Source organism: Microbacterium ginsengisoli (assembly GCF_000956535.1).
In the GTDB taxonomy this organism is placed as follows: Bacteria; Actinomycetota; Actinomycetes; order Actinomycetales; family Microbacteriaceae; genus Microbacterium; species Microbacterium ginsengisoli.
In genome coordinates this window covers 278,170-297,076 of record NZ_JYIY01000080.1, presented here as the reverse complement: position 1 = coordinate 297,076, position 18,907 = coordinate 278,170, and the positions used below count along the sequence as shown (strand labels likewise).

At 70.0% G+C, this 18,907-nt stretch carries 17 protein-coding genes; 9 read left to right on the top strand and 8 right to left on the bottom strand.

Features of this window, described 5'->3' with window-relative positions:
• Window positions 1-55 precede the first annotated feature (55 nt).
• Complete coding sequence (locus tag RR49_RS14740; protein WP_045248620.1) at window positions 56-1,288, bottom strand: MFS transporter; 1,233 nt, start codon at window positions 1,286-1,288, stop codon at window positions 56-58.
• Between the two features lie 415 nt (window positions 1,289-1,703).
• On the opposite strand from RR49_RS14740, the gene nrdH reads away from it, so the two are divergent.
• The 4 genes from nrdH to nrdF are packed head-to-tail and all read left to right on the top strand — an operon-like array spanning window position 1,704 to window position 5,555.
• Window positions 1,704-1,937 (top strand): glutaredoxin-like protein NrdH, encoded by a 234-nt coding sequence (gene nrdH / locus RR49_RS14735; protein ID WP_045248621.1) that lies wholly within the window; start codon window positions 1,704-1,706, stop codon window positions 1,935-1,937.
• A 3-nt stretch (window positions 1,938-1,940) separates the two neighbouring features.
• Window positions 1,941-2,408 (top strand): class Ib ribonucleoside-diphosphate reductase assembly flavoprotein NrdI, encoded by a 468-nt coding sequence (nrdI, locus tag RR49_RS14730; protein WP_045248622.1) that lies wholly within the window; start codon window positions 1,941-1,943, stop codon window positions 2,406-2,408.
• On the top strand, window positions 2,390-4,546 hold the full coding sequence (gene nrdE / locus RR49_RS14725) for a class 1b ribonucleoside-diphosphate reductase subunit alpha (protein ID WP_045248623.1): 2,157 nt from the start codon (window positions 2,390-2,392) through the stop codon (window positions 4,544-4,546). Before nrdI ends, nrdE begins: the two co-directional genes overlap by 19 nt.
• Before the next feature lie 34 nt (window positions 4,547-4,580).
• Window positions 4,581-5,555 (top strand): class 1b ribonucleoside-diphosphate reductase subunit beta, encoded by a 975-nt coding sequence (nrdF, locus tag RR49_RS14720; protein WP_045248624.1) that lies wholly within the window; start codon window positions 4,581-4,583, stop codon window positions 5,553-5,555.
• A gap of 67 nt (window positions 5,556-5,622) precedes the next feature.
• Here the strand turns inward: nrdF and RR49_RS14715 are convergent, their stop codons facing one another.
• Window positions 5,623-6,102 carry a hypothetical protein gene (locus RR49_RS14715; protein ID WP_045248625.1) on the bottom strand — a complete coding sequence of 160 codons (480 nt, stop codon included), beginning with the start codon at window positions 6,100-6,102 and terminating at the stop codon, window positions 5,623-5,625.
• Between the two features lie 143 nt (window positions 6,103-6,245).
• Between RR49_RS14715 and RR49_RS14710 the strand changes: the two genes are divergently transcribed.
• A complete protein-coding gene (locus RR49_RS14710) occupies window positions 6,246-6,674 on the top strand; it encodes a MarR family winged helix-turn-helix transcriptional regulator (RefSeq protein ID WP_045248626.1) in 429 nt (142 codons plus the stop codon).
• 64 nt (window positions 6,675-6,738) lie between these two features.
• Window positions 6,739-7,203 carry a DUF3817 domain-containing protein gene (locus tag RR49_RS14705; protein ID WP_045248627.1) on the top strand — a complete coding sequence of 155 codons (465 nt, stop codon included), beginning with the start codon at window positions 6,739-6,741 and terminating at the stop codon, window positions 7,201-7,203.
• A gap of 81 nt (window positions 7,204-7,284) precedes the next feature.
• On the opposite strand, the gene RR49_RS15890 is transcribed toward RR49_RS14705, so the two are convergent.
• Window positions 7,285-7,437: a hypothetical protein gene (locus tag RR49_RS15890; RefSeq protein WP_048808808.1), complete on the bottom strand. Its 153-nt coding sequence runs from the start codon at window positions 7,435-7,437 to the stop codon at window positions 7,285-7,287.
• A gap of 84 nt (window positions 7,438-7,521) precedes the next feature.
• Between RR49_RS15890 and RR49_RS14700 the strand changes: the two genes are divergently transcribed.
• On the top strand, window positions 7,522-8,310 hold the full coding sequence (locus tag RR49_RS14700; protein WP_045248628.1) for an LLM class flavin-dependent oxidoreductase: 789 nt from the start codon (window positions 7,522-7,524) through the stop codon (window positions 8,308-8,310).
• A gap of 47 nt (window positions 8,311-8,357) precedes the next feature.
• On the opposite strand, the gene RR49_RS14695 is transcribed toward RR49_RS14700, so the two are convergent.
• Window positions 8,358-9,725, bottom strand: a complete 1,368-nt coding sequence (locus RR49_RS14695; protein WP_045248629.1) for an MFS transporter — start codon at window positions 9,723-9,725, stop codon at window positions 8,358-8,360.
• A 166-nt stretch (window positions 9,726-9,891) separates the two neighbouring features.
• Here RR49_RS14695 and RR49_RS14690 point away from each other — a divergent pair, with 166 nt between their 5' ends.
• Window positions 9,892-10,275 (top strand): DoxX family protein, encoded by a 384-nt coding sequence (locus RR49_RS14690; RefSeq protein ID WP_045248630.1) that lies wholly within the window; start codon window positions 9,892-9,894, stop codon window positions 10,273-10,275.
• A 48-nt stretch (window positions 10,276-10,323) separates the two neighbouring features.
• Here RR49_RS14690 and RR49_RS14685 read toward each other — a convergent pair whose 3' ends face one another.
• Window positions 10,324-11,184, bottom strand: coding sequence for an NYN domain-containing protein (locus tag RR49_RS14685; RefSeq protein ID WP_045248631.1), 861 nt, complete (start codon window positions 11,182-11,184; stop codon window positions 10,324-10,326).
• Complete coding sequence (locus RR49_RS14680; RefSeq protein WP_045248632.1) at window positions 11,184-12,167, bottom strand: Gfo/Idh/MocA family protein; 984 nt, start codon at window positions 12,165-12,167, stop codon at window positions 11,184-11,186. Before RR49_RS14680 ends, RR49_RS14685 begins: the two co-directional genes overlap by 1 nt.
• A gap of 53 nt (window positions 12,168-12,220) precedes the next feature.
• Here RR49_RS14680 and RR49_RS14675 point away from each other — a divergent pair, with 53 nt between their 5' ends.
• Window positions 12,221-13,549, top strand: a complete 1,329-nt coding sequence (locus RR49_RS14675) for a M20/M25/M40 family metallo-hydrolase (RefSeq protein ID WP_045248633.1) — start codon at window positions 12,221-12,223, stop codon at window positions 13,547-13,549.
• 78 nt (window positions 13,550-13,627) lie between these two features.
• Here the strand turns inward: RR49_RS14675 and RR49_RS14670 are convergent, their stop codons facing one another.
• Together RR49_RS14670 and hrpA are read right to left on the bottom strand one after the other, a co-directional pair.
• Window positions 13,628-14,932, bottom strand: a complete 1,305-nt coding sequence (locus RR49_RS14670) for an O-acetylhomoserine aminocarboxypropyltransferase/cysteine synthase family protein (protein WP_045248634.1) — start codon at window positions 14,930-14,932, stop codon at window positions 13,628-13,630.
• 54 nt (window positions 14,933-14,986) lie between these two features.
• Window positions 14,987-18,901: an ATP-dependent RNA helicase HrpA gene (gene hrpA / locus RR49_RS14665; RefSeq protein ID WP_045248635.1), complete on the bottom strand. Its 3,915-nt coding sequence runs from the start codon at window positions 18,899-18,901 to the stop codon at window positions 14,987-14,989.
• Window positions 18,902-18,907 lie beyond the last annotated feature (6 nt).

Genomic DNA, 18,907 nt, shown 5'->3' with positions numbered 1-18,907 from the left:
TGGAACCGACGCCGGTTGGTCGCGCCTACGTGGATGCTGTGTGTCGTCTATGCGCTCAGGTGATGATCGCGTTCGGCTCGGTGTCGGGCAGCGGGCTCGGATCGCGGTGCCTCAGATCGGGGAACGCCCGCACGAACACCGCCGCCACGATCGCGCCGAGGAGCGCGAACGCACCGGCCGCGGCGTAGGCGCCCACCGCGCCGGTGCCGTCGATCAGGAAGCCGGCGATGGCGGAGCCCGCGGCGCCGCCGATGAGCTGCCCCGTGCCGATCCAGCCGTACGCCTCGGCCGTGTCGCTGAACTTCACGCTCGCAGAGGTCATCGCGAACAGCACCGCGAGGGCGGGCGCGATGCCGATGCCCGCGATGAACAGCGTCGCGCTCGTGCCGACGGGGGAGAGGATCGGGTCGCCGCTGAACAGGGCGAAGGCGATGACCGTGAGCACGAGACCGGTCGCCACGACCGTGAGGCGCCGCGCCATCGCCCACGGCGCCATCGGAGCGTGGCCGAGGGAGAGACCGCCCGCGAGGCTGCCGATCGAGAACACGGCGAGCACGATGCCCGCCTCGAACCCGCCGTGGCCGTAGGAGGCGACGACGCTCGCCTCGACCGCCGCGCACGCACCGATCAGCAGGAACCCGATCACCGTCGCGAGCAGCACCGTCGGACGCGCGAGCACCTTGCCGAACCGGCGCTTGCTGCGCGGGATGCGCACGCGCCCGACTTCGGGCGACAGGATGAACCACGATCCGCCGCCGACGAGGATCACGACGATCAGCAGCAGCGCGGGCACGGTGCCGAGCTGCGTCGCCACGAGGGTGATCGCCACCGGGGCGACGATCCAGATGATCTCCTGCAGCGACGCGTCGAGCGAGTAGAGCGGGGTGAGCTGACGTGAGGTCACGAGCTTCGGATAGATCGTGCGGGCGGCCGACTGGATCGGCGGCGTCGACAGACCCGTGATGAGACCGAGGGCGACATAGGCGGGCAGCACCATCTCGCCGAGCGCGATGACCGTGAGACAGATCGCGCAGATCGTCATGGTGAGGGTCAGGACCTTGCGCATGCCCCACATGCCCATCCAGCGGCTCGTCACCGGACCCGACACCGCCTGACCGATGGATGTCGCGGCCAGCACGAGGCCCGCGGCGCCGTAGGAGCCGGTCACGTGTTCGATGTGCAGGAGGATCGCGAGGCTCGTCATGCCGTTCGGGAACCGCGCCGTCAGCTGCGCGGCGATGATGCGGATCACGCCCGGAGTGCGCACCAGTTCCCGATATCCCGCCACCCCTCCACGCTATCGCCCGCGGCAGACGTTCTCGGCGCCCCGGGTGGCCGCCGCCGGGGCGGTGTGCTCCGCCGTGGAGGGTGTGCCGGGCGCGATGCGCGACACGCCGACACGGCGTGTCGGATCCATCCCCAGTGTCGGAGGTGCCGTCTACGGTCGTCGCTGTGGACAGTCGGCGTTCACAGCCTGCTGATGCCCGGAATTCAGCGGTTCTTCAGGGTCTGGACACCTCGTCGGCCTGTGGATGAATCGGTGGACAACCTGTGATCGGAGTGGGGAGTGCGGTGGAAAATCACACGGTTGTAACTACTACCCCTTGTGGTTGACCCCAATGTCGGCACCCATATGTAGTATTGAGGTCCCGGCGCCGGTGGGTGCTGGATTACTGGGGATTTGAGGGGAGAACAGGGTTCACATGGCCATCACCGTTTACACGAAGCCGTCGTGCGTGCAGTGCACCGCGACCTACCGCGCGCTGGACTCGAAGGGCATCGCCTACGAGGTTCACGACCTCTCGCAGGACCCGGAGGCGCTCGAGCAGGTCAAGGCGCTCGGCTACCTCCAGGCTCCCGTCGTCGTCACCGACGAGGGCCACTGGTCGGGCTTCCGTCCCGACAAGATCGACGAGCTCGCGTCCCGCCTGGCGTGAGTCATGGCGACCGCGACGCTCCATGGCAGCAGCGCGGTAGCCGCCGCGGATGACACCGCGCCCCTGCTCGTCTACTTCTCGAGCGTGTCCGGCAACACGGCGCGTTTCATCGAGAAGCTCGGCAGGCGGTCCGTCCGCATCCCCCTGAGAGCAGGCGAGCCGACGCCCCGCGTCGATGAGCCTTTCGTCCTGGTCACCCCCACCTACGGGGGAGGCCAGGGCCGGGGCGAGGAACACGGCGCCGTTCCGAAGCAGGTCATCCGCTTCCTGAACGACGCCCACAACCGCTCCTACATCCGCGGAGTCATCTCCGCGGGCAACACCAACTTCGGCGAGTCGTTCTGCCTCGCCGGCGAGATCATCAGCCGCAAGTGCCACGTGCCGCACCTGTATCGGCTGGAGCTTTTCGGCACGCCAGAAGACGTCGAGCGCATCAGCGAAGGACTGGAACGATGGTGGACACAGCACTGACCGAGACCCACTTCAAGACCGAGCCGAAGTTCGAGGGGATGGATTACCACTCCCTGAACGCGATGCTCAACCTGTACGACGCCGACGGGAAGATCCAGTTCGACGCCGACAAGCGCGCTGCGCGGGAGTACTTCCTGCAGCACGTGAACCAGAACACGGTGTTCTTCCACTCCCTCAAGGAGCGCCTCGACTACCTCGTCGAGAAGGAGTACTACGAGCCCGAGGTGCTGGGCAAGTACCCGTTCGCCTTCGTCGAGGAGATCCACCACCGCGCGTACGGCAAGAAGTTCCGGTTCGACACCTTCCTCGGTGCGTTCAAGTACTACACGAGCTACACGCTGAAGACGTTCGACGGCAAGCGCTACCTCGAGCGCTTTGAGGACCGTGTCGTCATGACCGCCCTCGGACTCGCCGACGGCGACCAGGACCTGGCGAACAACCTCGTGGACGAGATCATCTCGGGTCGCTTCCAGCCCGCCACGCCGACCTTCCTCAACACCGGCAAGGCCCAGCGCGGCGAGCTCGTCTCGTGCTTCCTGCTGCGCATCGAGGACAACATGGAGTCGATCGCCCGCGGCATCAACTCCGCGCTGCAGCTGAGCAAGCGCGGCGGCGGCGTCGCGCTGCTGCTGTCGAACATCCGCGAGGCCGGCGCCCCGATCAAGCAGATCGAGAACCAGTCCAGCGGCATCATCCCCGTCATGAAGCTCCTCGAAGACAGCTTCAGCTACGCAAACCAGCTGGGTGCGCGTCAGGGTGCGGGTGCCGTGTACCTCTCGGCGCACCACCCCGACATCATGAAGTTCCTCGACACCAAGCGCGAGAACGCCGACGAGAAGATCCGCATCAAGACGCTGTCGCTCGGTGTCGTCGTGCCTGACATCACGTTCGAGCTCGCCAAGAACGACGAGGACATGTACCTCTTCTCGCCGTACGACGTCGAGCGCGTCTACGGTGTGCCGTTCGGTGACATCTCGGTCAGCGACAAGTACCGCGAGATGGTCGACGACCCGCGTATCAAGAAGTCGAAGATCAACGCCCGCGAGTTCTTCCAGACCCTCGCGGAGATCCAGTTCGAGTCGGGCTACCCCTACATCATGTTCGAGGACACGGTGAACCGGGCCAACCCCATCAAGGGCCGGATCAACATGTCGAACCTGTGCAGCGAGATCCTGCAGGTCAACACCCCCACGACCTACAACGAGGACCTCTCCTACGCCCAGGTCGGCAAGGACATCTCGTGCAACCTCGGCTCGCTCAACATCGCGCTCGCGATGGACGGCGGCGACCTCGCCCGCACGGTCGAGACCTCGATCCGCGGCCTCACCGCGGTCAGCGACCAGAGCCACATCCGTTCGGTGCGCTCGATCGAGGACGGCAATGACCGGTCGCACGCGATCGGCCTCGGCCAGATGAACCTGCACGGCTTCCTCGCCCGCGAGCACATCCACTACGGCTCGCCCGAGGGTCTCGACTTCACGAACATCTACTTCTACACGGTGCTCTTCCACGCGCTGCGGGCGTCCAACCGCATCGCGATCGAGCGCGGGCAGACGTTCGAGGGCTTCGCCGATTCGACCTATGCGTCGGGCGAGTTCTTCGACAAGTACATCAACCAGGAGTGGGCGCCGCAGACGGCTCGCGTCGTCGAGCTGTTCGACGGCCACCACATCCCGACGCAGGACGACTGGCGCGAGCTGAAGGCCTCGGTGCAGCAGCACGGCATCTACAACCAGAACCTGCAGGCCGTGCCGCCGACCGGATCGATCTCGTACATCAACAACTCGACGTCGTCGATCCACCCGATCGCCTCGAAGATCGAGATCCGCAAGGAGGGCAAGCTCGGGCGCGTGTACTACCCGGCACCCTTCATGTCGAACGAGAACCTCGAGTACTACCAGGACGCCTACGAGATCGGCTACGAGAAGGTCATCGACACGTACGCCGCCGCCACGCAGCACGTCGACCAGGGGCTCTCGCTGACGCTGTTCTTCAAGGACACCGCCACCACGCGCGACATCAACAAGGCGCAGATCTACGCGTGGAAGAAGGGCATCAAGACCATCTACTACATCCGTCTGCGCCAGATGGCCCTCGAGGGCACCGAGGTCGAGGGCTGCGTCAGCTGCACGCTGTGAGCCCCCGCGACGAGAAGACGAGGAAGAACGGACGATGAGCGAGAAGCTCCAGCTCCTGAACAAGGTCCAGGCCATCAACTGGAACCGCATCGAGGACGACAAGGACGTGGAGGTGTGGAACCGCCTCACGGGCAACTTCTGGCTGCCCGAGAAGGTGCCGCTCTCCAATGACGTGCAGTCGTGGGCGACGCTGACCCCGGAAGAGCAGCAGCTCACGATGCGGGTGTTCACCGGCCTCACCCTGCTCGACACGATCCAGGGCACGGTGGGCGCGGTCTCGCTCATCCCCGACGCGCTGACCCCGCACGAGGAGGCCGTCTACACGAACATCGCGTTCATGGAGTCGGTGCACGCCAAGAGCTACTCGTCGATCTTCTCGACGCTGTGCTCCACGAAGGAGATCGACGAGGCGTTCCGCTGGTCGATCGAGAACGAGAACCTGCAGCGCAAGGCTCAGATCGTCATGGACTACTACCGCGGCGACGAACCCCTCAAGCGCAAGGTGGCCTCGACGCTGCTCGAGTCGTTCCTCTTCTATTCGGGCTTCTACCTGCCGATGCACTGGTCGAGCCGCGCGAAGCTCACCAACACCGCCGACATGATCCGCCTCATCATCCGCGACGAGGCCGTGCACGGCTACTACATCGGCTACAAGTTCCAGCGGGGACTCGAGAAGGTGGACGAGGCAACCCGTCAGGAGCTGAAGGACTACACCTTCTCGCTGCTGTACGAGCTTTACGACAACGAGGTGCAGTACACGCAGGACCTCTACGACGGCGTCGGTCTCACCGAGGACGTCAAGAAGTTCCTGCACTACAACGCCAACAAGGCGCTCATGAACCTCGGCTACGAGGCCATGTTCCCCTCGACGGTGACCAACGTCAGCCCGGCGATCCTCTCGGCACTGTCGCCCAACGCCGACGAGAACCACGACTTCTTCTCCGGCTCGGGCTCGTCGTATGTCATCGGCAAGGCTGTCGCGACCGAGGACGACGACTGGGACTTCTGATCCCGTCCGAACGGCGAGGGCCCCGCGAGTGTGACACTCGTGGGGCCCTCGCCGTCGGCGGAGGCACTCAGGATGACGCCTTCGCGACCACGTAATTCGCCACGAACGCTCCGCTCGTCGAGGGGTCCGGCCCCCACGTGATCACGACGCTCCACTGCGATGAGGCGAGGTGCTGCACGTGATTGCCGTCGGAGGAGAAGTCGCCGTCGAGTGAGTAGCCGGCGGACTTCAGCTTGTCTACGGCGCTGGTGATCGCGGCTTCGCTCGACGTCTGCACGATGATCGAGTAGCCGCCGTTGACGGAGACCGAGGTCGTGATCGTGCCCTCGGGTGCGGGGATGTCGCTCGGCCACCCGGAGGGCAGAGAGCCGCTGGTGGAGACGTTGACGCCCGCATCGGCGGCGGCGGATGCGGCGGCGCTGGCGACTCCCGCAGCCTGGCTGGCGACGGCGGCTCCCTGCTGGACGAGCGCGGACACCTGTCCGCAGCCGGCGAGGGCGAACGCCACGGCGACGGTGGCGGGGAGGACGAGATAACGGGGTGACATCGGGACTCCTCATGCGTGTGGTGACGGGGGTGACGAGGCCGAGTGTTCCATGGGTGCACGGATCGCGCATGGGGAGAGTGGCGACTTCCGTCTGCCCGCGGGGCACCGTGCCACGGGCCGTGGGCCGGTCTAGCATGGCTGTCATGTCTGAACGCCCCCCCTTCAGCCCGGTGATCTCCCTGTTGACGATGTCGTCGATCTGGGACGGGCAGCTCGGCGCGGCGCTGAAGGACCTGGGTCTCACCACGCGGAAGTACGGTCTGCTGGCGCACATCCGGGCGACGCCGGGCATCTCGTTCAGTGAGCTGGCCCGCCGCTCCCAGATCACGGTGCAGACCGCCCACACTGCCGTCCGCGCGCTCGCCGATGACGGCATGGTCGCCGACGGCACGGCTCATGCCGGCTCGGCGTCCGATCTGCGCGTCACGGAGAAGGGCGACGCGGCCCTCGATGAGGCCGATGCCCGCCTCGCCCGCCTCGACCGCGACTTCGCGGCGGCGTTGCCGGCGTTGACGGACGCGCTGCAGGGGCTGCACGAGGAGCCGTTCGCAGGGATCCTTCAGGGTTCCTGAAGCCCTTCAGATAGACTGAAGGATGTCGCGGGAGCCGCGGCATCCGATCTCTGCTGGAGGACCCGTGTTCCGCACCCCGTCCGCACTGTTCCGCGTGCTCGCGATCGCCGAGGCGATCACCTGGACGCTTCTGATCACCGCCCTGATCGTGCGGGCGACCACGGGGGTCGCGATCGCGGTGACGGTCGCCGGCGGCGTGCACGGCTTCGTCTTCCTGGCGTATGGCGCGACCGCCGTTCTCGTCGCGAAGAATCAGCGCTGGCATCCGCTGCGTGCCGTCGTGGCGATCGGGAGCGCGGTGATCCCCTACGCGACCATCCCGGCGGAGATCTGGCTGCACCGCACCGGCGCGCTCGCGGGGGACTGGCGGCTGCACGCGGGGAGCGACCCGCGCGACGAGCGGTGGCACGACCGCCTCATGCGTGCGATGCTTCGTCGCCCCGGACTTCTTGCGGCTCTGCTCGTGGTGGCGGTCGTCGTCATCTTCACGGGGCTGCTGATCGTCGGCCCGCCCGGCGGAAAGGCCTGAGTCGGGCGGAGCGCCTGAGCCGGGCGAGCCGGCGGCGCGTCGGGCGGAGCGCCTGAGCCGGCCGGAAGACCCGCGCTGGGCCTACTTGGCGCGGGCGTGGATCGGGAGTGCGATCGCTGCCGACACCAGCAGGATGCCACCGAAGAAGATGATGGCCTGCAGGCCCGGCACCGCGAACGCGATACCGAAGCAGAACATGCCGAGCAGGAACAGCAGCAGCGCCACGATGAACATGGATCTCCTTCGGGGGGATGGGACTTCCGACAGGATATCGGGCGCACGGCCCGCGCGGTGACCGTCGTGAGGCAAGCTTCCCCCATGACGACTCGACACGGAGACCTCTCCCTGGGCGTCGCAGGTGCCCTTGGCGCTGCGCACATCGCGGACATCGCGGTGCGCGCGGAAGCCGCCGGCTTCGCGCGCCTCTGGGTGAACGACACCCCCGGCGGCGACGCGCTGGCGGGCCTGGCTGCCGCCGCCGAGCGCACGAGCAGCATCGGGCTCGCGACCGGCGTCGTGCCCATCGACCGGGTTCCCGCTCGCGGCCTTGCCGAGCGGGCGACGCAGATCGCCGGTGCCTCCGGCCGCCTCACGGTGGGGATCGGCTCGGGACGCCTGCGCGAGGGTGCGCTCGCGCAGGTCGCCGCGGCGATCGGCGAGTTGCGCGAAGCCGGGGTGCCCGTGCTCGTCGGCGCGCTGGGACCACGGATGCGGCGGCTCGCCGTGACCGCCTCCGACGGCGTGCTGCTCAACTGGCTCACGCCACGAGCCGCGGCGGATCAGACCGCTGCGCTGCACGAGATCGCGCCCGACGCGCGCGTCGCGCTCTACGTGCGGTGGGCGCTCGAGCCGGCCGCCCGAGCCCGGCTCGACGACGAGGCATCCCGGTACGACCAGGCGCCGGGATACGCCGAGAACTTCGCCCGGCTCGGGTTCCGCGCCCACGACACCGTCCTCGCACCCGACTCGGCCGATGCGCCGGGGCGGGTGAGGGCCTATCGCGAGGCGCTGGACGAGGTGGTGCTGCGTGCGATCACCCCGACCGACGCTCCCCATGAGTTCGCGGCGCTCATCGATCGCGCGGGGCGATGGCTGGCAGACGCGTGACGGGGTGAGGGGGCGGATGCCGCGGCATCCGCCCCCTCACCCCGTTCTCAGACCCGCGCGCCCGCCGCGGGTGCCGCCGCCCGCCGTGCAGCGTCGATGCGGTCGAGCTCGTGGAGCGAGGTGCCGCGGGTCTCGCGCATCGTGAGCACGGTCACGAGCGTCACGATCGCGGCGATACCGAGGTAGATCGCCACCGGCAGGGGCGAGCCGAACGACGTCAGCAGCGCGGTCGCGATGATCGGTGCGAGCGACCCGGCGACGATCGAGGTGACCTGGTAGCCGAGCGACACCCCCGAGTAGCGCATGCGCGTGGGGAAGAGCTCCGCCATGATCGCGGGCTGCGGGGCGTACATGAACGAGTGGATGACGAGACCGAGGCAGATCGCGAGCACGATAACGAACGGGTCGCGCGTGTCGAACATCGGGAACGCGATGAATCCCCACGCGATCGCGAACACGGCGCCGATCGCGTAGACGGGCTTGCGGCCGATGCGATCCGACAGTCCTCCCACGATCGGGATGACGATCGTGTGCACGATGTGGGCGACGACCAGCAGGGTGAGGATCTCGGCCGTGTCCATGCCGAGCGCCACCTTGAGGTAGGTGATCGAGAAGGTCACGACGAGGTAGTACATGATGTTCTCCGCGAAGCGCAGGCCCATCGCGGTCAGGACGCCACGGGGGTACCGACGCAGCACCTCGAACACGCCGTACCGCGTGTCATCGGCCGCTGCCGCCTCACGCGCCTGCACGAAGATGGGAGCGTCGTCGACGCGGGTGCGCACGTAGTACCCGATCGCGACGATCACGACCGACAGCCAGAACGAGACGCGCCAGCCCCAGCTGAGGAACGCCTCGGGCGTGAGCGTGCGGCTGAGCACCAGCAGCACGATCGTGGCGAGCAGATTGCCGATCGGCACGGCCGCCTGGGGGAACGACGCCCAGAAGCCGCGGCGACGGTCGGGGGAGTGCTCGGCGACGAGCAGCACGCCGCCGCCCCATTCGCCGCCGACGGCGAAGCCCTGCAGGAATCGCAGGATCACCAGCAGCGCGGGAGCGAGGTAGCCGACCTGCTCGAAGGTGGGGAGGCATCCCATCAGGAACGTCGTGACGCCGACGAGGATGATCGCGAGCTGCAGCAGCTTCTTGCGGCCGTACTTGTCGCCGAAGTGTCCGAAGACGATGCCGCCGAGAGGGCGGGCGATGAAGCCGATCGCGTAGGTCACGAAGGCGGAGATGATGCCCGCGTACGGGTCGTTCGACGGCGGGAACATGACGACGTTGAACACGATCGTCGCGGCGGTGGCGTAAAGGAAGAACTCGTACCACTCGGCGACGGTGCCCGCCATCGATGCGGTGACGACCTTGCGTAGACCGCTGGTCTTCGGTTCTGCGGGGGATGCGGCAGATGCCATGCGCTGATACCTCCTTGTAGGCGCAGGTGCGACGGATGTCGCGGCCCGAAGTTACCTGAAAGTCAATTCAGGTTTGAAGACCGGATGCCGCGTGTCGCCGTCCCCTGGATGAGAGTTCTCTCATCGACCCCTCGACATCGGCCGCTCGCCGCAGTGGAATGGGGTCATGCGCGTTGCAGCCCGATGGCTCCTCGGCGTCGCGATGGTCGTCGCCGGCGTCTCCCACCTCACGTTCCTGCGGTCGGACTTCCGAGCCCAGGTGCCCGAGACGATCGCCGAGCTGTCGCCGCTCGACGAGGATCAGATCGTGCTCGCATCGGGCGTGGTCGAGATCGCCCTCGGCACCGCCGTGCTCGCGGCCCGGCGCCGACGCGGACTCGTGGGCGCGGTGCTCGCCGCCTTCTTCGTGGCCGTGTTCCCCGGCAACCTCGCCCAGTTCGCCAACCAGCGCAGCGCGTTCGGGCTCGACACCGACGCGAAGCGGTTCATCCGACTTCTCTTCCAGCCGGTCCTCGTGGTCTGGGCGCTGTGGGCGACGCGCCGCGGGTGAACGGGGGCGACGCACCCATCGGCCGAGCGGCCGGCGCTCGGGGGCGGATCAGCGCTTCGCGTCGACCAACCGGATACGCACGATATTGTCGGTCTCGTCGAGCTCCGCGATCTCCGGATGCGCCGACACGAACTCGCTGAAGCTGCGGTGTCCGAGCGCCTTCTCGCTGAACGACGGGTCGAGGCGCAGCAGCAGCGCCTTCACGGCCGACGCGTGCTGCCACTGCGACGGGTCCTTGTCGTTCTCGAGGCGCAGCGCGCGTTCGAGCAGCTCGGCGGCCGGGTCGACCTGGCGCTTCCGGGCGCGCGGGCGTGAGGGAGCGGCATCCTTCTTCTGCTCGGGAGCCGCGACCCCTGGAAGCGAGTCGTACGAGTCGAAGCGGTCGCACGCGGCGGCCAGAGACTTCGCGGTCGATCCCGCCACCCCGACGCCGACCACGAAGCGTCCCAGGCGCTTGCAGCGCTGCGCGAGCGGCACATAGTCCGAGTCGCCCGCCGCGATCACGACGTGGGTGAGGTCGGGCAGGCGGAACATGTCCTCGACGGCGTCGACCGCGAGCCGGATGTCGGCGCCGTTCTTGCCGTAGGCGGCCGCGGGGAACAGCTGCACGAGATCGACCGCGCGCGCGACGAGCTGCGAGCGGTACTCGGCGTTCACCGGGGCGGACCAGTCGGCGTAGGCGCGCACGAGAACCAGCGTGCCGAAGGACGTCGCATAGTCGATGATCGCGCCGATGTCGACGGTGGCGGCGGCGAGACGTTCGGCGACCTCGGTGTCGCCCGTACCCTCGGCGATGCGGGTGCGGTCGCGGCTGTACGAGCCGCGGCCGTGCACCCGGTCGTACCAGCTGATGACGATGTTGTCGAAGTCGAGGTACACCGCCACGCGGGGCGTCGTGGAGTCGGGCATCAGCTCTCCCCGGGGTAGCTCACGCCGAGCTGGGAGCGGATGTCATCGAGTGCCGCCATGATCGCCACCGTCTCGTCGATCGGCAGCAGATCGCTGTCGCGCCCGCCGTCCGCGATGATGCGCTCGGCGGCCAGTGCCTGGTGCTGCATGCCGCGCCCCGTGACGCGGTTCTCCCACGTCTCGGCGACCGTTCCGTCGGGGAGGGTGAGGCGCGCGGTCGTCGGCGTGTACCAGACGTGGTCGATGTCGATGCGGGCAGCGGTGCCGATGACGTGCGCGACGTTCGGGCCGGCGGCCCGCGACGACGACAGCGTCGTCGCGATCGCGCCGCCGGCGTGGGTCGAGATCGTGGCGACCTCGGTGTCGGCGCCCGTCTCGCCGAGGCGTCCGCGGGCGACGAGGGATTCCGGTGCGCCCAGCAGATCCCACGCGAACGAGATCGGGTAGATGCCGAGGTCGAGCAGGGCGCCCCCGCCGAGCGCGAGCGCGTTGATGCGGTGCGAGGGATCGGTCGGCAGCGACTGCGTGTGGTCGGCCGTCACCGTGCGCACCTCCCCCAGCCGGCCGCCGCGCACGAGCTCGCGCACCCAGGCCATGTGCGGCAGGTAGCGGGTCCACATGGCTTCCATCGCGAGCACGCCCGCCGAGCGCGCCGCGTCGCGCACGGCCGCCGCCTGCGCGGCATCCTGGGTGAACGCCTTCTCCACCAGCACGTGCTTGCCGTGCGCGATCGCCGCGAGGGCGTTCTCGGCGTGCAGCGGATGCGGCGTCGCGACATAGACGATGTCGACGTCCGGGTCTGCGACCAGCGCCTCATACGACCCGTGCGCCCGCGGGATCTCGAACCTGTCGGCGAACCGCGCCGACGACTCGGCCGAGCGCGAGCCCACAGCCGCGACGTCCAGGCCTGCGTGCCGAAGGTCGGAGGTGAAGGATGTCGCGATCCCACCGGTCGCGAGGATGCCCCATCGAAGCCCGCTCATGCGTCGAGCGTAGCCCTGCGGCATCTGCCGGTGCGCGGTCGTAGGCTCGGGGGGTGACCACCGCGATCGACAGGTTCATCGAGCTGCTGCGCATCCCGACGGTGTCGTCGGTCGACGAGGAGGCGGTCGACTGGGGCGTCTTCGCGACCTTCCGCTCGGCGCTCGCGAAGCTCTACCCGCTCGTGCACGAGCGGCTCGAGGTCGAGCTCGTTGCGGGCCATGCGCTGCTGATCCGCTGGCCCGGACGCAGCTCCGGCGCCCCGCTCGTGCTCATGGCGCACCAGGACGTCGTGCCCGCAGACCCCGCCGAGTGGACGACCCCGCCCTTCGATCCGACGGTGTTCGGCGAGGGCGAGGACGAGACGATCCGCGCCCGCGGCGCGATCGACGACAAGGGCGCGCTGGTGGCGATCCTCGAGGCCGTCGAGGCCCTGCTCGCGGACGGGTTCTCGCCCGCGCGCGACGTCTACCTCGCCTTCGGCCACAACGAGGAGACCGCGGGCGACGGCGCCGGCGCGATCGTCGCCGTGCTCGACGAACGCGGCGTGCGGCCCGGCCTCGTGCTCGACGAGGGCGGCGCCGTCGTCGAGGGCGTGCTGCCGGGCGTGACGCGGCCGACCGCGGTGATCGGCGTCGCCGAGCGCGGCGTCATGACCCTCACGCTCACCGTCGCCGAGGCCGGCGGGCACGCCTCCACACCGCCGCGGATGCCCGCGACCGCTCGGCTCGCGCGCGCGATCGATCGTCTGCGCCGAACCCCGTTCCGCACTCGCATCACCCCGCCCGTGCGCGCGATGTTCGCCACGGCCGCGCAGGCGGCGCCGCCGGCGCTCGCCGCCGTGTTCCGCTCGCTCGGGTGGACGGGGCCCGTGCTCTCCCGGGCGCTGGCACTCCTCGGTCCCGAGACGAACGCGCTGGTTCGCACCACGGCCGTCGTCACCGAGCTGAGCGGGGCGACGGGCGAGAACGTGCTCGCCACGCGCGCCAGGGCGGTCGTCAACATCCGCCTTCTCCCGGGCGACACGGTCGAGGGAGTCACCCGGCACGTGCGTCGCGCCGTGCGCGACGACCGGGTCGAGGTCGAGGTGTTCCGCGCGTCGAACCCGTCGCCGGTCTCGCCGTGGCGCGGTGAGCCGTGGCAGCGTCTCTCGGCCGCCGTCCGGTCGGCTCTCGGTGACGACGTGCTGGCGACCCCGTACGTGCAGTTGGGGGCGAGCGACTCGCGGTTCTTCACCGCGATCAGCGAGCACGTCTACCGGTTCACGCCGTTCCACCTGACGCGCGCGGAGCGCGACTGCCTGCACGCTCCCGACGAGCGCATCCGCGTGCAGGTCTGGCTGCGCGGGATCGAGTTCTACCGCGACCTGCTGCGCGCGAGCTGACGTCGAAGCCGGCGGCGGGATCGCGCCGGAGGCTGCGCGGCCGCCCGGCCGGGCCCGCGTCGCCGCGGCGGTCGGGTCTCAGCCGAGCGCCTGCACCAGGTCGGCGATGATCTCGTCGGGATCCTCGAGGCCGATCGACAGTCGCACGGTGGTCTCGGAGATGCCCGCCACGGCTCGCTGGTCGGGCGTCAGGTGGCTGTGGGTCATGGACGCCGGGTGGGCGACCATGCTGCGCGCGTCGCCGATGTTCGCGACGAGCCGCAGCAGCCGCAGCCGCTCGACGAACTGCTCGACGAGGGCGAAGTCGCCGTCGGCGTCCCCGGTCGAGACGAGGTCGACGGAGAACACGGATGCCGCACCCCGCGGAAGGTACGCGAGGGCCGCCGCGTGCCACGGGCTGTCGGGGAGCGATGGATGGTGCACCTTCGCGATGCGTGGGTGGTCGGCGAGGGTGGACGCGACCTTCTCGGCGCTCTCGCTGTGCCGGCCGAGCCTCAGGTCGAGGGTCTCGACGCCCTGCAGCAGCTGGAAGGCGCTCGTCGCCGACAGCGTCGGACCGAGGTCGTGCACGTACTTCGTCTTGATCAGTGCGATGAAGGGCGACCCCCGCTCGCCAAACCGTTCGACGAGGCTGCCGCCGCCGGTGCGCGCGTAGGGCGCGGTCAGCTGCGGCCAGCGCTCGGGGTGCGCCGTGAAGTCGAACGTGCCGAGGTCGACGATCACGCCGCCGAGGGTCGAGCCGTGACCGCCGAGGAACTTCGTCGCCGAGTGCACGACGATGTCGGCGCCGAATTCCTTCGGGCGCTGCAGGGCCGGGGTCGCCACGGTGTTGTCGATCACGAGCGGAAGCCCCGCCGCGTGGGCGACCTCGGCGACCTCGCTCACCCGCAGCACCTGGGCGAGGGGGTTCGCGACCGACTCCGCGAACAGCACGCGCGTCGTCGGACGGATGGCCGCGCGCCAGGCGTCGATGTCGTCCTGGTCGACGAACGTCACCTCGATGCCCCAGTCGGGGAACGTGTCGTGCAGCAGGTCGACGGTGCCGCCGTAGAGCTGGCTGGCGGCGACGATGTGCTGTCCCTGGTGCACGAGGGCGAGGAGGGAGAGAGCGACCGCGGCCTGTCCCGAGGCGACGCCTGCGGCAGCGATGCCGCCCTCGAGAGCGGCGATGCGCTCCTCGAGCACGAGAACGGTGGGGTTCGCAGCGCGCGAGTAGATGTCGCCGTTCTTGCGCAGTGCGAACAGGTCACGCGCTTCGGCGAGCGAGGAGAACGCGAACGCGGCGGACTGGTAGATCGGCGGCACGGCGGTGTGCACCTCGGTGCGCGGGTCGTAGCCCGCCTGCACCTGGGCCGTCGCGAGCGAGCGTTCGGGGAGCGTCATGCGCTCATTGTCGCGGCTCGATCTTTGTGCCGCACCTTCGTGTGTCCGCGCGTGTCAGGAGTCGCCGGCGAGGGCTTTGACGATGCGCGGGAGAGAGACCGACTCGGCCGTGCCGAGGCGCTGGGCGAACAGGCTCACCCGCAGCTCCTCGAGCAGCCACCGCGCCCGCACGAGCGGGGCCGGCGCTCCGGGCGGCAGCGGTAGCGTGCCGCCCGCGTCGGCGTAGGCGGTTGCCGCGCGCTCGAACTCGGTCTGGCGCTGCCGGTCGCGGCCGGGGTTGTCGCCGAGGGCGGCGAGGCGGTCGAGAGACCCCTGGAGGTAGCGGGGGAGGTGGGCGAGACGGTCGAGGCCGGTCGCCGAGACGAACCCGGGGTGCACGAGGCCGGCCAGCTGGCCGCGCACATCGGCGAGCGGGGCGATGAGGGTGATCGACGTCTGCGCCTTGAGCGCCCGCTCCACGTCGCGCGCGAGCACGAGGATGCGCGCGGTGAGCGAGACGGCGGCGAACAGCGCATCGGTCACCTCGGACGAGAACGCGTCGCGCGCGGCGGTGAAGGCCTCGCGGGTGCGGATGCCGCCGGGGTGCCGCGCGATCACGGCGTCGGCGACGGCGCCGCGGGCATCCTCGACGAGCGCCCGGGCGCTCGGGTAGGGCGATGCGGCAAGGGCGAGCTTCTCGGTGGCGGTGAGGTGCTCGAGCACGTAGGCGGCGGGGGAAGGTACGGCGAGCAGCAGCAGGCGCCGCACACCGTCACGCGTGGCGCGGGCGGCGGCCTCCGGGGTCGCCTGGATGCGCAGCGCCACGCTCTCGCCCTCATCGACGAGCGCGGGGTAGCCGCGCACCGTGCCACCGGCGACCCGGCTGTCGACGAGCTCGGGCAGGACGTCGAGGTCGAAGTCGGTGAGACCGGCGCGTTCGACGAAGCCGCCCGCGACGGGCCCCGTCTGGCGGGGCCCGGGAACGGGTGCGGATGCCGCGGCCTGTGGCCCGCGCGCGAGGGATCGCGCGACCGAGGAGCGCGCGCGGTCGGCGAGGCGGGACTGCAGGTCGGCGAGGTCGCGTCCGCTGCCGACCGCGCGGCCGCGATCGTCGACGACGCGGAACGACACGGCGAGGTGGGCGGGCACGCGGTCGAGCTCGAAGTCGGCGCCCGACACCGGCTGGCTGGCGACGCGTCGGATGCGGTCGGCGAGCGCCTCGGCGAGGGAGCGCGCCGGGAGTCCGTCGTGATGTTCGGGGGCGTCGGCGGCGATCTCCTCGGCGAACCGCGCGGCGAAGTCGGCGGCCGGTACGACGTGGCGGCGGATGACCTTGGGGAGGGCACGGATGAGGGCCGCGATCAGCTCGTCGCGCATCCCGGGCACCTGCCAGTCGAAGCCCGCGGGCTGGAGCGAGGCGAGCAGGGCGAGCGGCACGATCGCCGTCACGCCGTCGTCGGGAGCGCCCGGCTCGAAGCGGTAGGCGAGCTGCAGCACCTGGTCGCCCTGCGTCCACCGCGCGGGGAAGTCGCCGGCGGCGGCCGTGCCGGACCCGTCGAGCAGGTCGTCCTCGCGCAGGTCGAGCAGGTGCGGGGTGCGGGACGCGGCATCCTTCCACCACGTCTCGAACGAGCGCAGGTCGAACACGTCGCGCGGGATGCGGGCGTCGTAGAACGCGAACACCGCCTCGTCGCCGGCGAGGATGTCGCGTCGACGCTCGCGCTCTTCGACCTTCTCGAGTCGGCGTCGCAGGTCGAGGTTGCGTCGAGCGAAGGCGGTGAGCGTCTTGCCCAGGCGTGTCGGGTCCCAGTCCTCCTCGACGAGCGCGTGCCGCACGAAGAGCTCCCGGGCGAGGTCCCGATCGAACCGGGCCAGCTGCACCCGGCGGCGCGGGATGATCTCGACCCCGAACAGCGTCACCTTCTCGGCTGCGACGGCGGCGCCGGCATCTTTCGACCAGTGCGGGTCGCTGAGCTGACGTTTCGCGAGGTCGCCCGCGAGGGCCTCCGCCCAGGCGGGATCGATCGCCGCGGCCGTGCGGGCGTACAGCCTGCTCGTCTCGACCAGCTCGGCCGCCATGACCGCGTCGGGAGCCTTGGCCCTCACGCCCGAGCCGGGGAAGATCGCGAAGCGCGCCCCCCGCGCCCCGCGGTACTCGGCCGCCGGGCGGCGTCCCTTCGGCGGTGCGGAGCCGGCGAGCCGGTCGTCACGGATGCCGATGTGGGACAGGAGCCCCGCGAGGATGGCCGTGTGCACAGCCACCGGGTCGGCCGCGGCATCCGTCGTCCTGTGCGTCCCGCCGATCTGGGCGCTCAGCTGCCGGTGCACGTCGAACCACTCGCGCACCCGCACGTAGTTCAAGAACTCGGCGCGGCACGCGCGGCGGAACGCGCTCGAGCCGAGCGCGGACTGCTGGGCCCGCAGGTGGCGCCAGAGGTTCAGGAGCGTGAGGAAGTCGCTCGTCGGGTCGGTGAAGCGGGCGTGCTGCCGGTCGGCCTCCTCGCGGCGCTCCTCGGGGCGTTCGCGGACATCCTGGATCGACAGGCCCGCGACGATCGGCAGCACGTCGGCGACGACGCCGGTGCGCTCCGCCTCGATGAGCATGCGGGCGAAGCGCGGGTCGATCGGGAGGCGGGAGAGCCGGGTGCCGACCTTCGTGAGACGGATGCCGTCGCGGGACCGGGTCACGGCACCGAGCTCGACGAGCAGGTCGACCGCCGCCGTGACCCCGCGGGAGTCCGGCGGGGTGAGGAACGGGAACTCGGCGATGTCGCCGAAGCCGAGCGCCAGCATCTGCAGCACGACCGACGCGAGCGAGGTGCGCAGCACCTCGGGTTCGGTGAACTCGGGCCGGCGGTCGAAGTCGGCCTCCGCGTAGAGCCGGATGGCGACGCCCGGCGCCGTGCGGCCCGCGCGGCCCGAGCGCTGCTGCGCCGACGCCTGCGAGATCGCCTCGATCGGCAGGCGCTGCACCTTCGAGCGGGCGCTGTAGCGCGAGATGCGGGCGGTGCCGGTGTCGACGACGTAGCGGATGCCCGGAACGGTGAGGCTCGTCTCGGCGACGTTGGTCGAGAGGATGACGCGGCGTCGGAGTCCTGCGACGGTCGACGGCTCGAACACCCGGTGCTGCTCCGCGGCCGACAGACGCCCGTACAACGGCAGCACCTCGGTCGGCGAGCGGTCGCTCGCGAAGGCGGCGCGCACGGCATCGGCCGCATCGCGGATCTCCGCCTCGCCGGGGAGGAACACGAGCACGTCGCCGCGGGGCTCGGCATCGAGCTCGCGCAATGCCGCCACGATCGCGGACACCTCGTCGGCGTCGCCGGGGGGAGAGGCCGCATCCTCGTCGTCGGCATCGTCCGCATCGTCGGGGAGCTCGGCGACGAGAGGGCGGTACCGCACCTCGACCGGGTAGGTGCGGCCGGACACCTCGATGACGGGCGCGGGGGAGCCCGCGGCATCCGAAAAATGACGCGCGAAGCTCTCGGGGTCGATCGTCGCCGACGTCACGATGACCTTCAGGTCGGGACGCTGCGGGAGGATGCGTCGCAGGTAGCCGAGCAGGAAGTCGATGTTGAGCGAGCGCTCGTGCGCCTCGTCGATGATGATCGTGTCGTAGCGGCGCAGCAGCCGGTCGCGGTGGATCTCGTTGAGCAGGATGCCGTCGGTGACGAGCGCGATGCGGGTCTCATCGGTCACCTGGTCGGTGAAGCGCACCTTGTATCCGACGAGACCGCCGACCTCGACCCGCAGCTCCTGCGCGATGCGTTCGGCGATCGTCCGCGCCGCGAGCCGGCGGGGCTGCGTGTGGGCGATGCTCTCGCGGCCGAGCTCGAGGCAGATCTTCGGCAGCTGGGTGGTCTTGCCGGAACCGGTCGCGCCCGCGACGATGACGACCTGGTGGTCGCGGATCGCTGTGGCGATCTCGTCCCGCGCGGCACTGACGGGCAGCTCGGCCGGGTAGACGATGACGGGCTGCGCGGGGGGCATGGCCGT

Excerpts from the sequence above, each read along its gene's own strand:
- nrdH (WP_045248621.1), top strand. The coding sequence starts at position 1,704 with ATGGCCATCACCGTTTACACGAAGCCGTCGTGCGTGCAGTGCACCGCG.
- nrdI (WP_045248622.1), top strand. The coding sequence starts at position 1,941 with ATGGCGACCGCGACGCTCCATGGCAGCAGCGCGGTAGCCGCCGCGGAT.
- nrdE (WP_045248623.1), top strand. The coding sequence starts at position 2,390 with ATGGTGGACACAGCACTGACCGAGACCCACTTCAAGACCGAGCCGAAG.
- nrdF (WP_045248624.1), top strand. The coding sequence starts at position 4,581 with ATGAGCGAGAAGCTCCAGCTCCTGAACAAGGTCCAGGCCATCAACTGG.
- RR49_RS14715 (WP_045248625.1), bottom strand. The coding sequence starts at position 6,102 with ATGTCACCCCGTTATCTCGTCCTCCCCGCCACCGTCGCCGTGGCGTTC.
- RR49_RS14710 (WP_045248626.1), top strand. The coding sequence starts at position 6,246 with ATGTCTGAACGCCCCCCCTTCAGCCCGGTGATCTCCCTGTTGACGATG.
- RR49_RS15890 (WP_048808808.1), bottom strand. The coding sequence starts at position 7,437 with ATGTTCATCGTGGCGCTGCTGCTGTTCCTGCTCGGCATGTTCTGCTTC.
- RR49_RS14700 (WP_045248628.1), top strand. The coding sequence starts at position 7,522 with ATGACGACTCGACACGGAGACCTCTCCCTGGGCGTCGCAGGTGCCCTT.
- RR49_RS14695 (WP_045248629.1), bottom strand. The coding sequence starts at position 9,725 with ATGGCATCTGCCGCATCCCCCGCAGAACCGAAGACCAGCGGTCTACGC.
- RR49_RS14690 (WP_045248630.1), top strand. The coding sequence starts at position 9,892 with ATGCGCGTTGCAGCCCGATGGCTCCTCGGCGTCGCGATGGTCGTCGCC.
- RR49_RS14685 (WP_045248631.1), bottom strand. The coding sequence starts at position 11,184 with ATGCCCGACTCCACGACGCCCCGCGTGGCGGTGTACCTCGACTTCGAC.
- RR49_RS14680 (WP_045248632.1), bottom strand. The coding sequence starts at position 12,167 with ATGAGCGGGCTTCGATGGGGCATCCTCGCGACCGGTGGGATCGCGACA.
- RR49_RS14670 (WP_045248634.1), bottom strand. The coding sequence starts at position 14,932 with ATGACGCTCCCCGAACGCTCGCTCGCGACGGCCCAGGTGCAGGCGGGC.
- hrpA (WP_045248635.1), bottom strand. The coding sequence starts at position 18,901 with ATGCCCCCCGCGCAGCCCGTCATCGTCTACCCGGCCGAGCTGCCCGTC.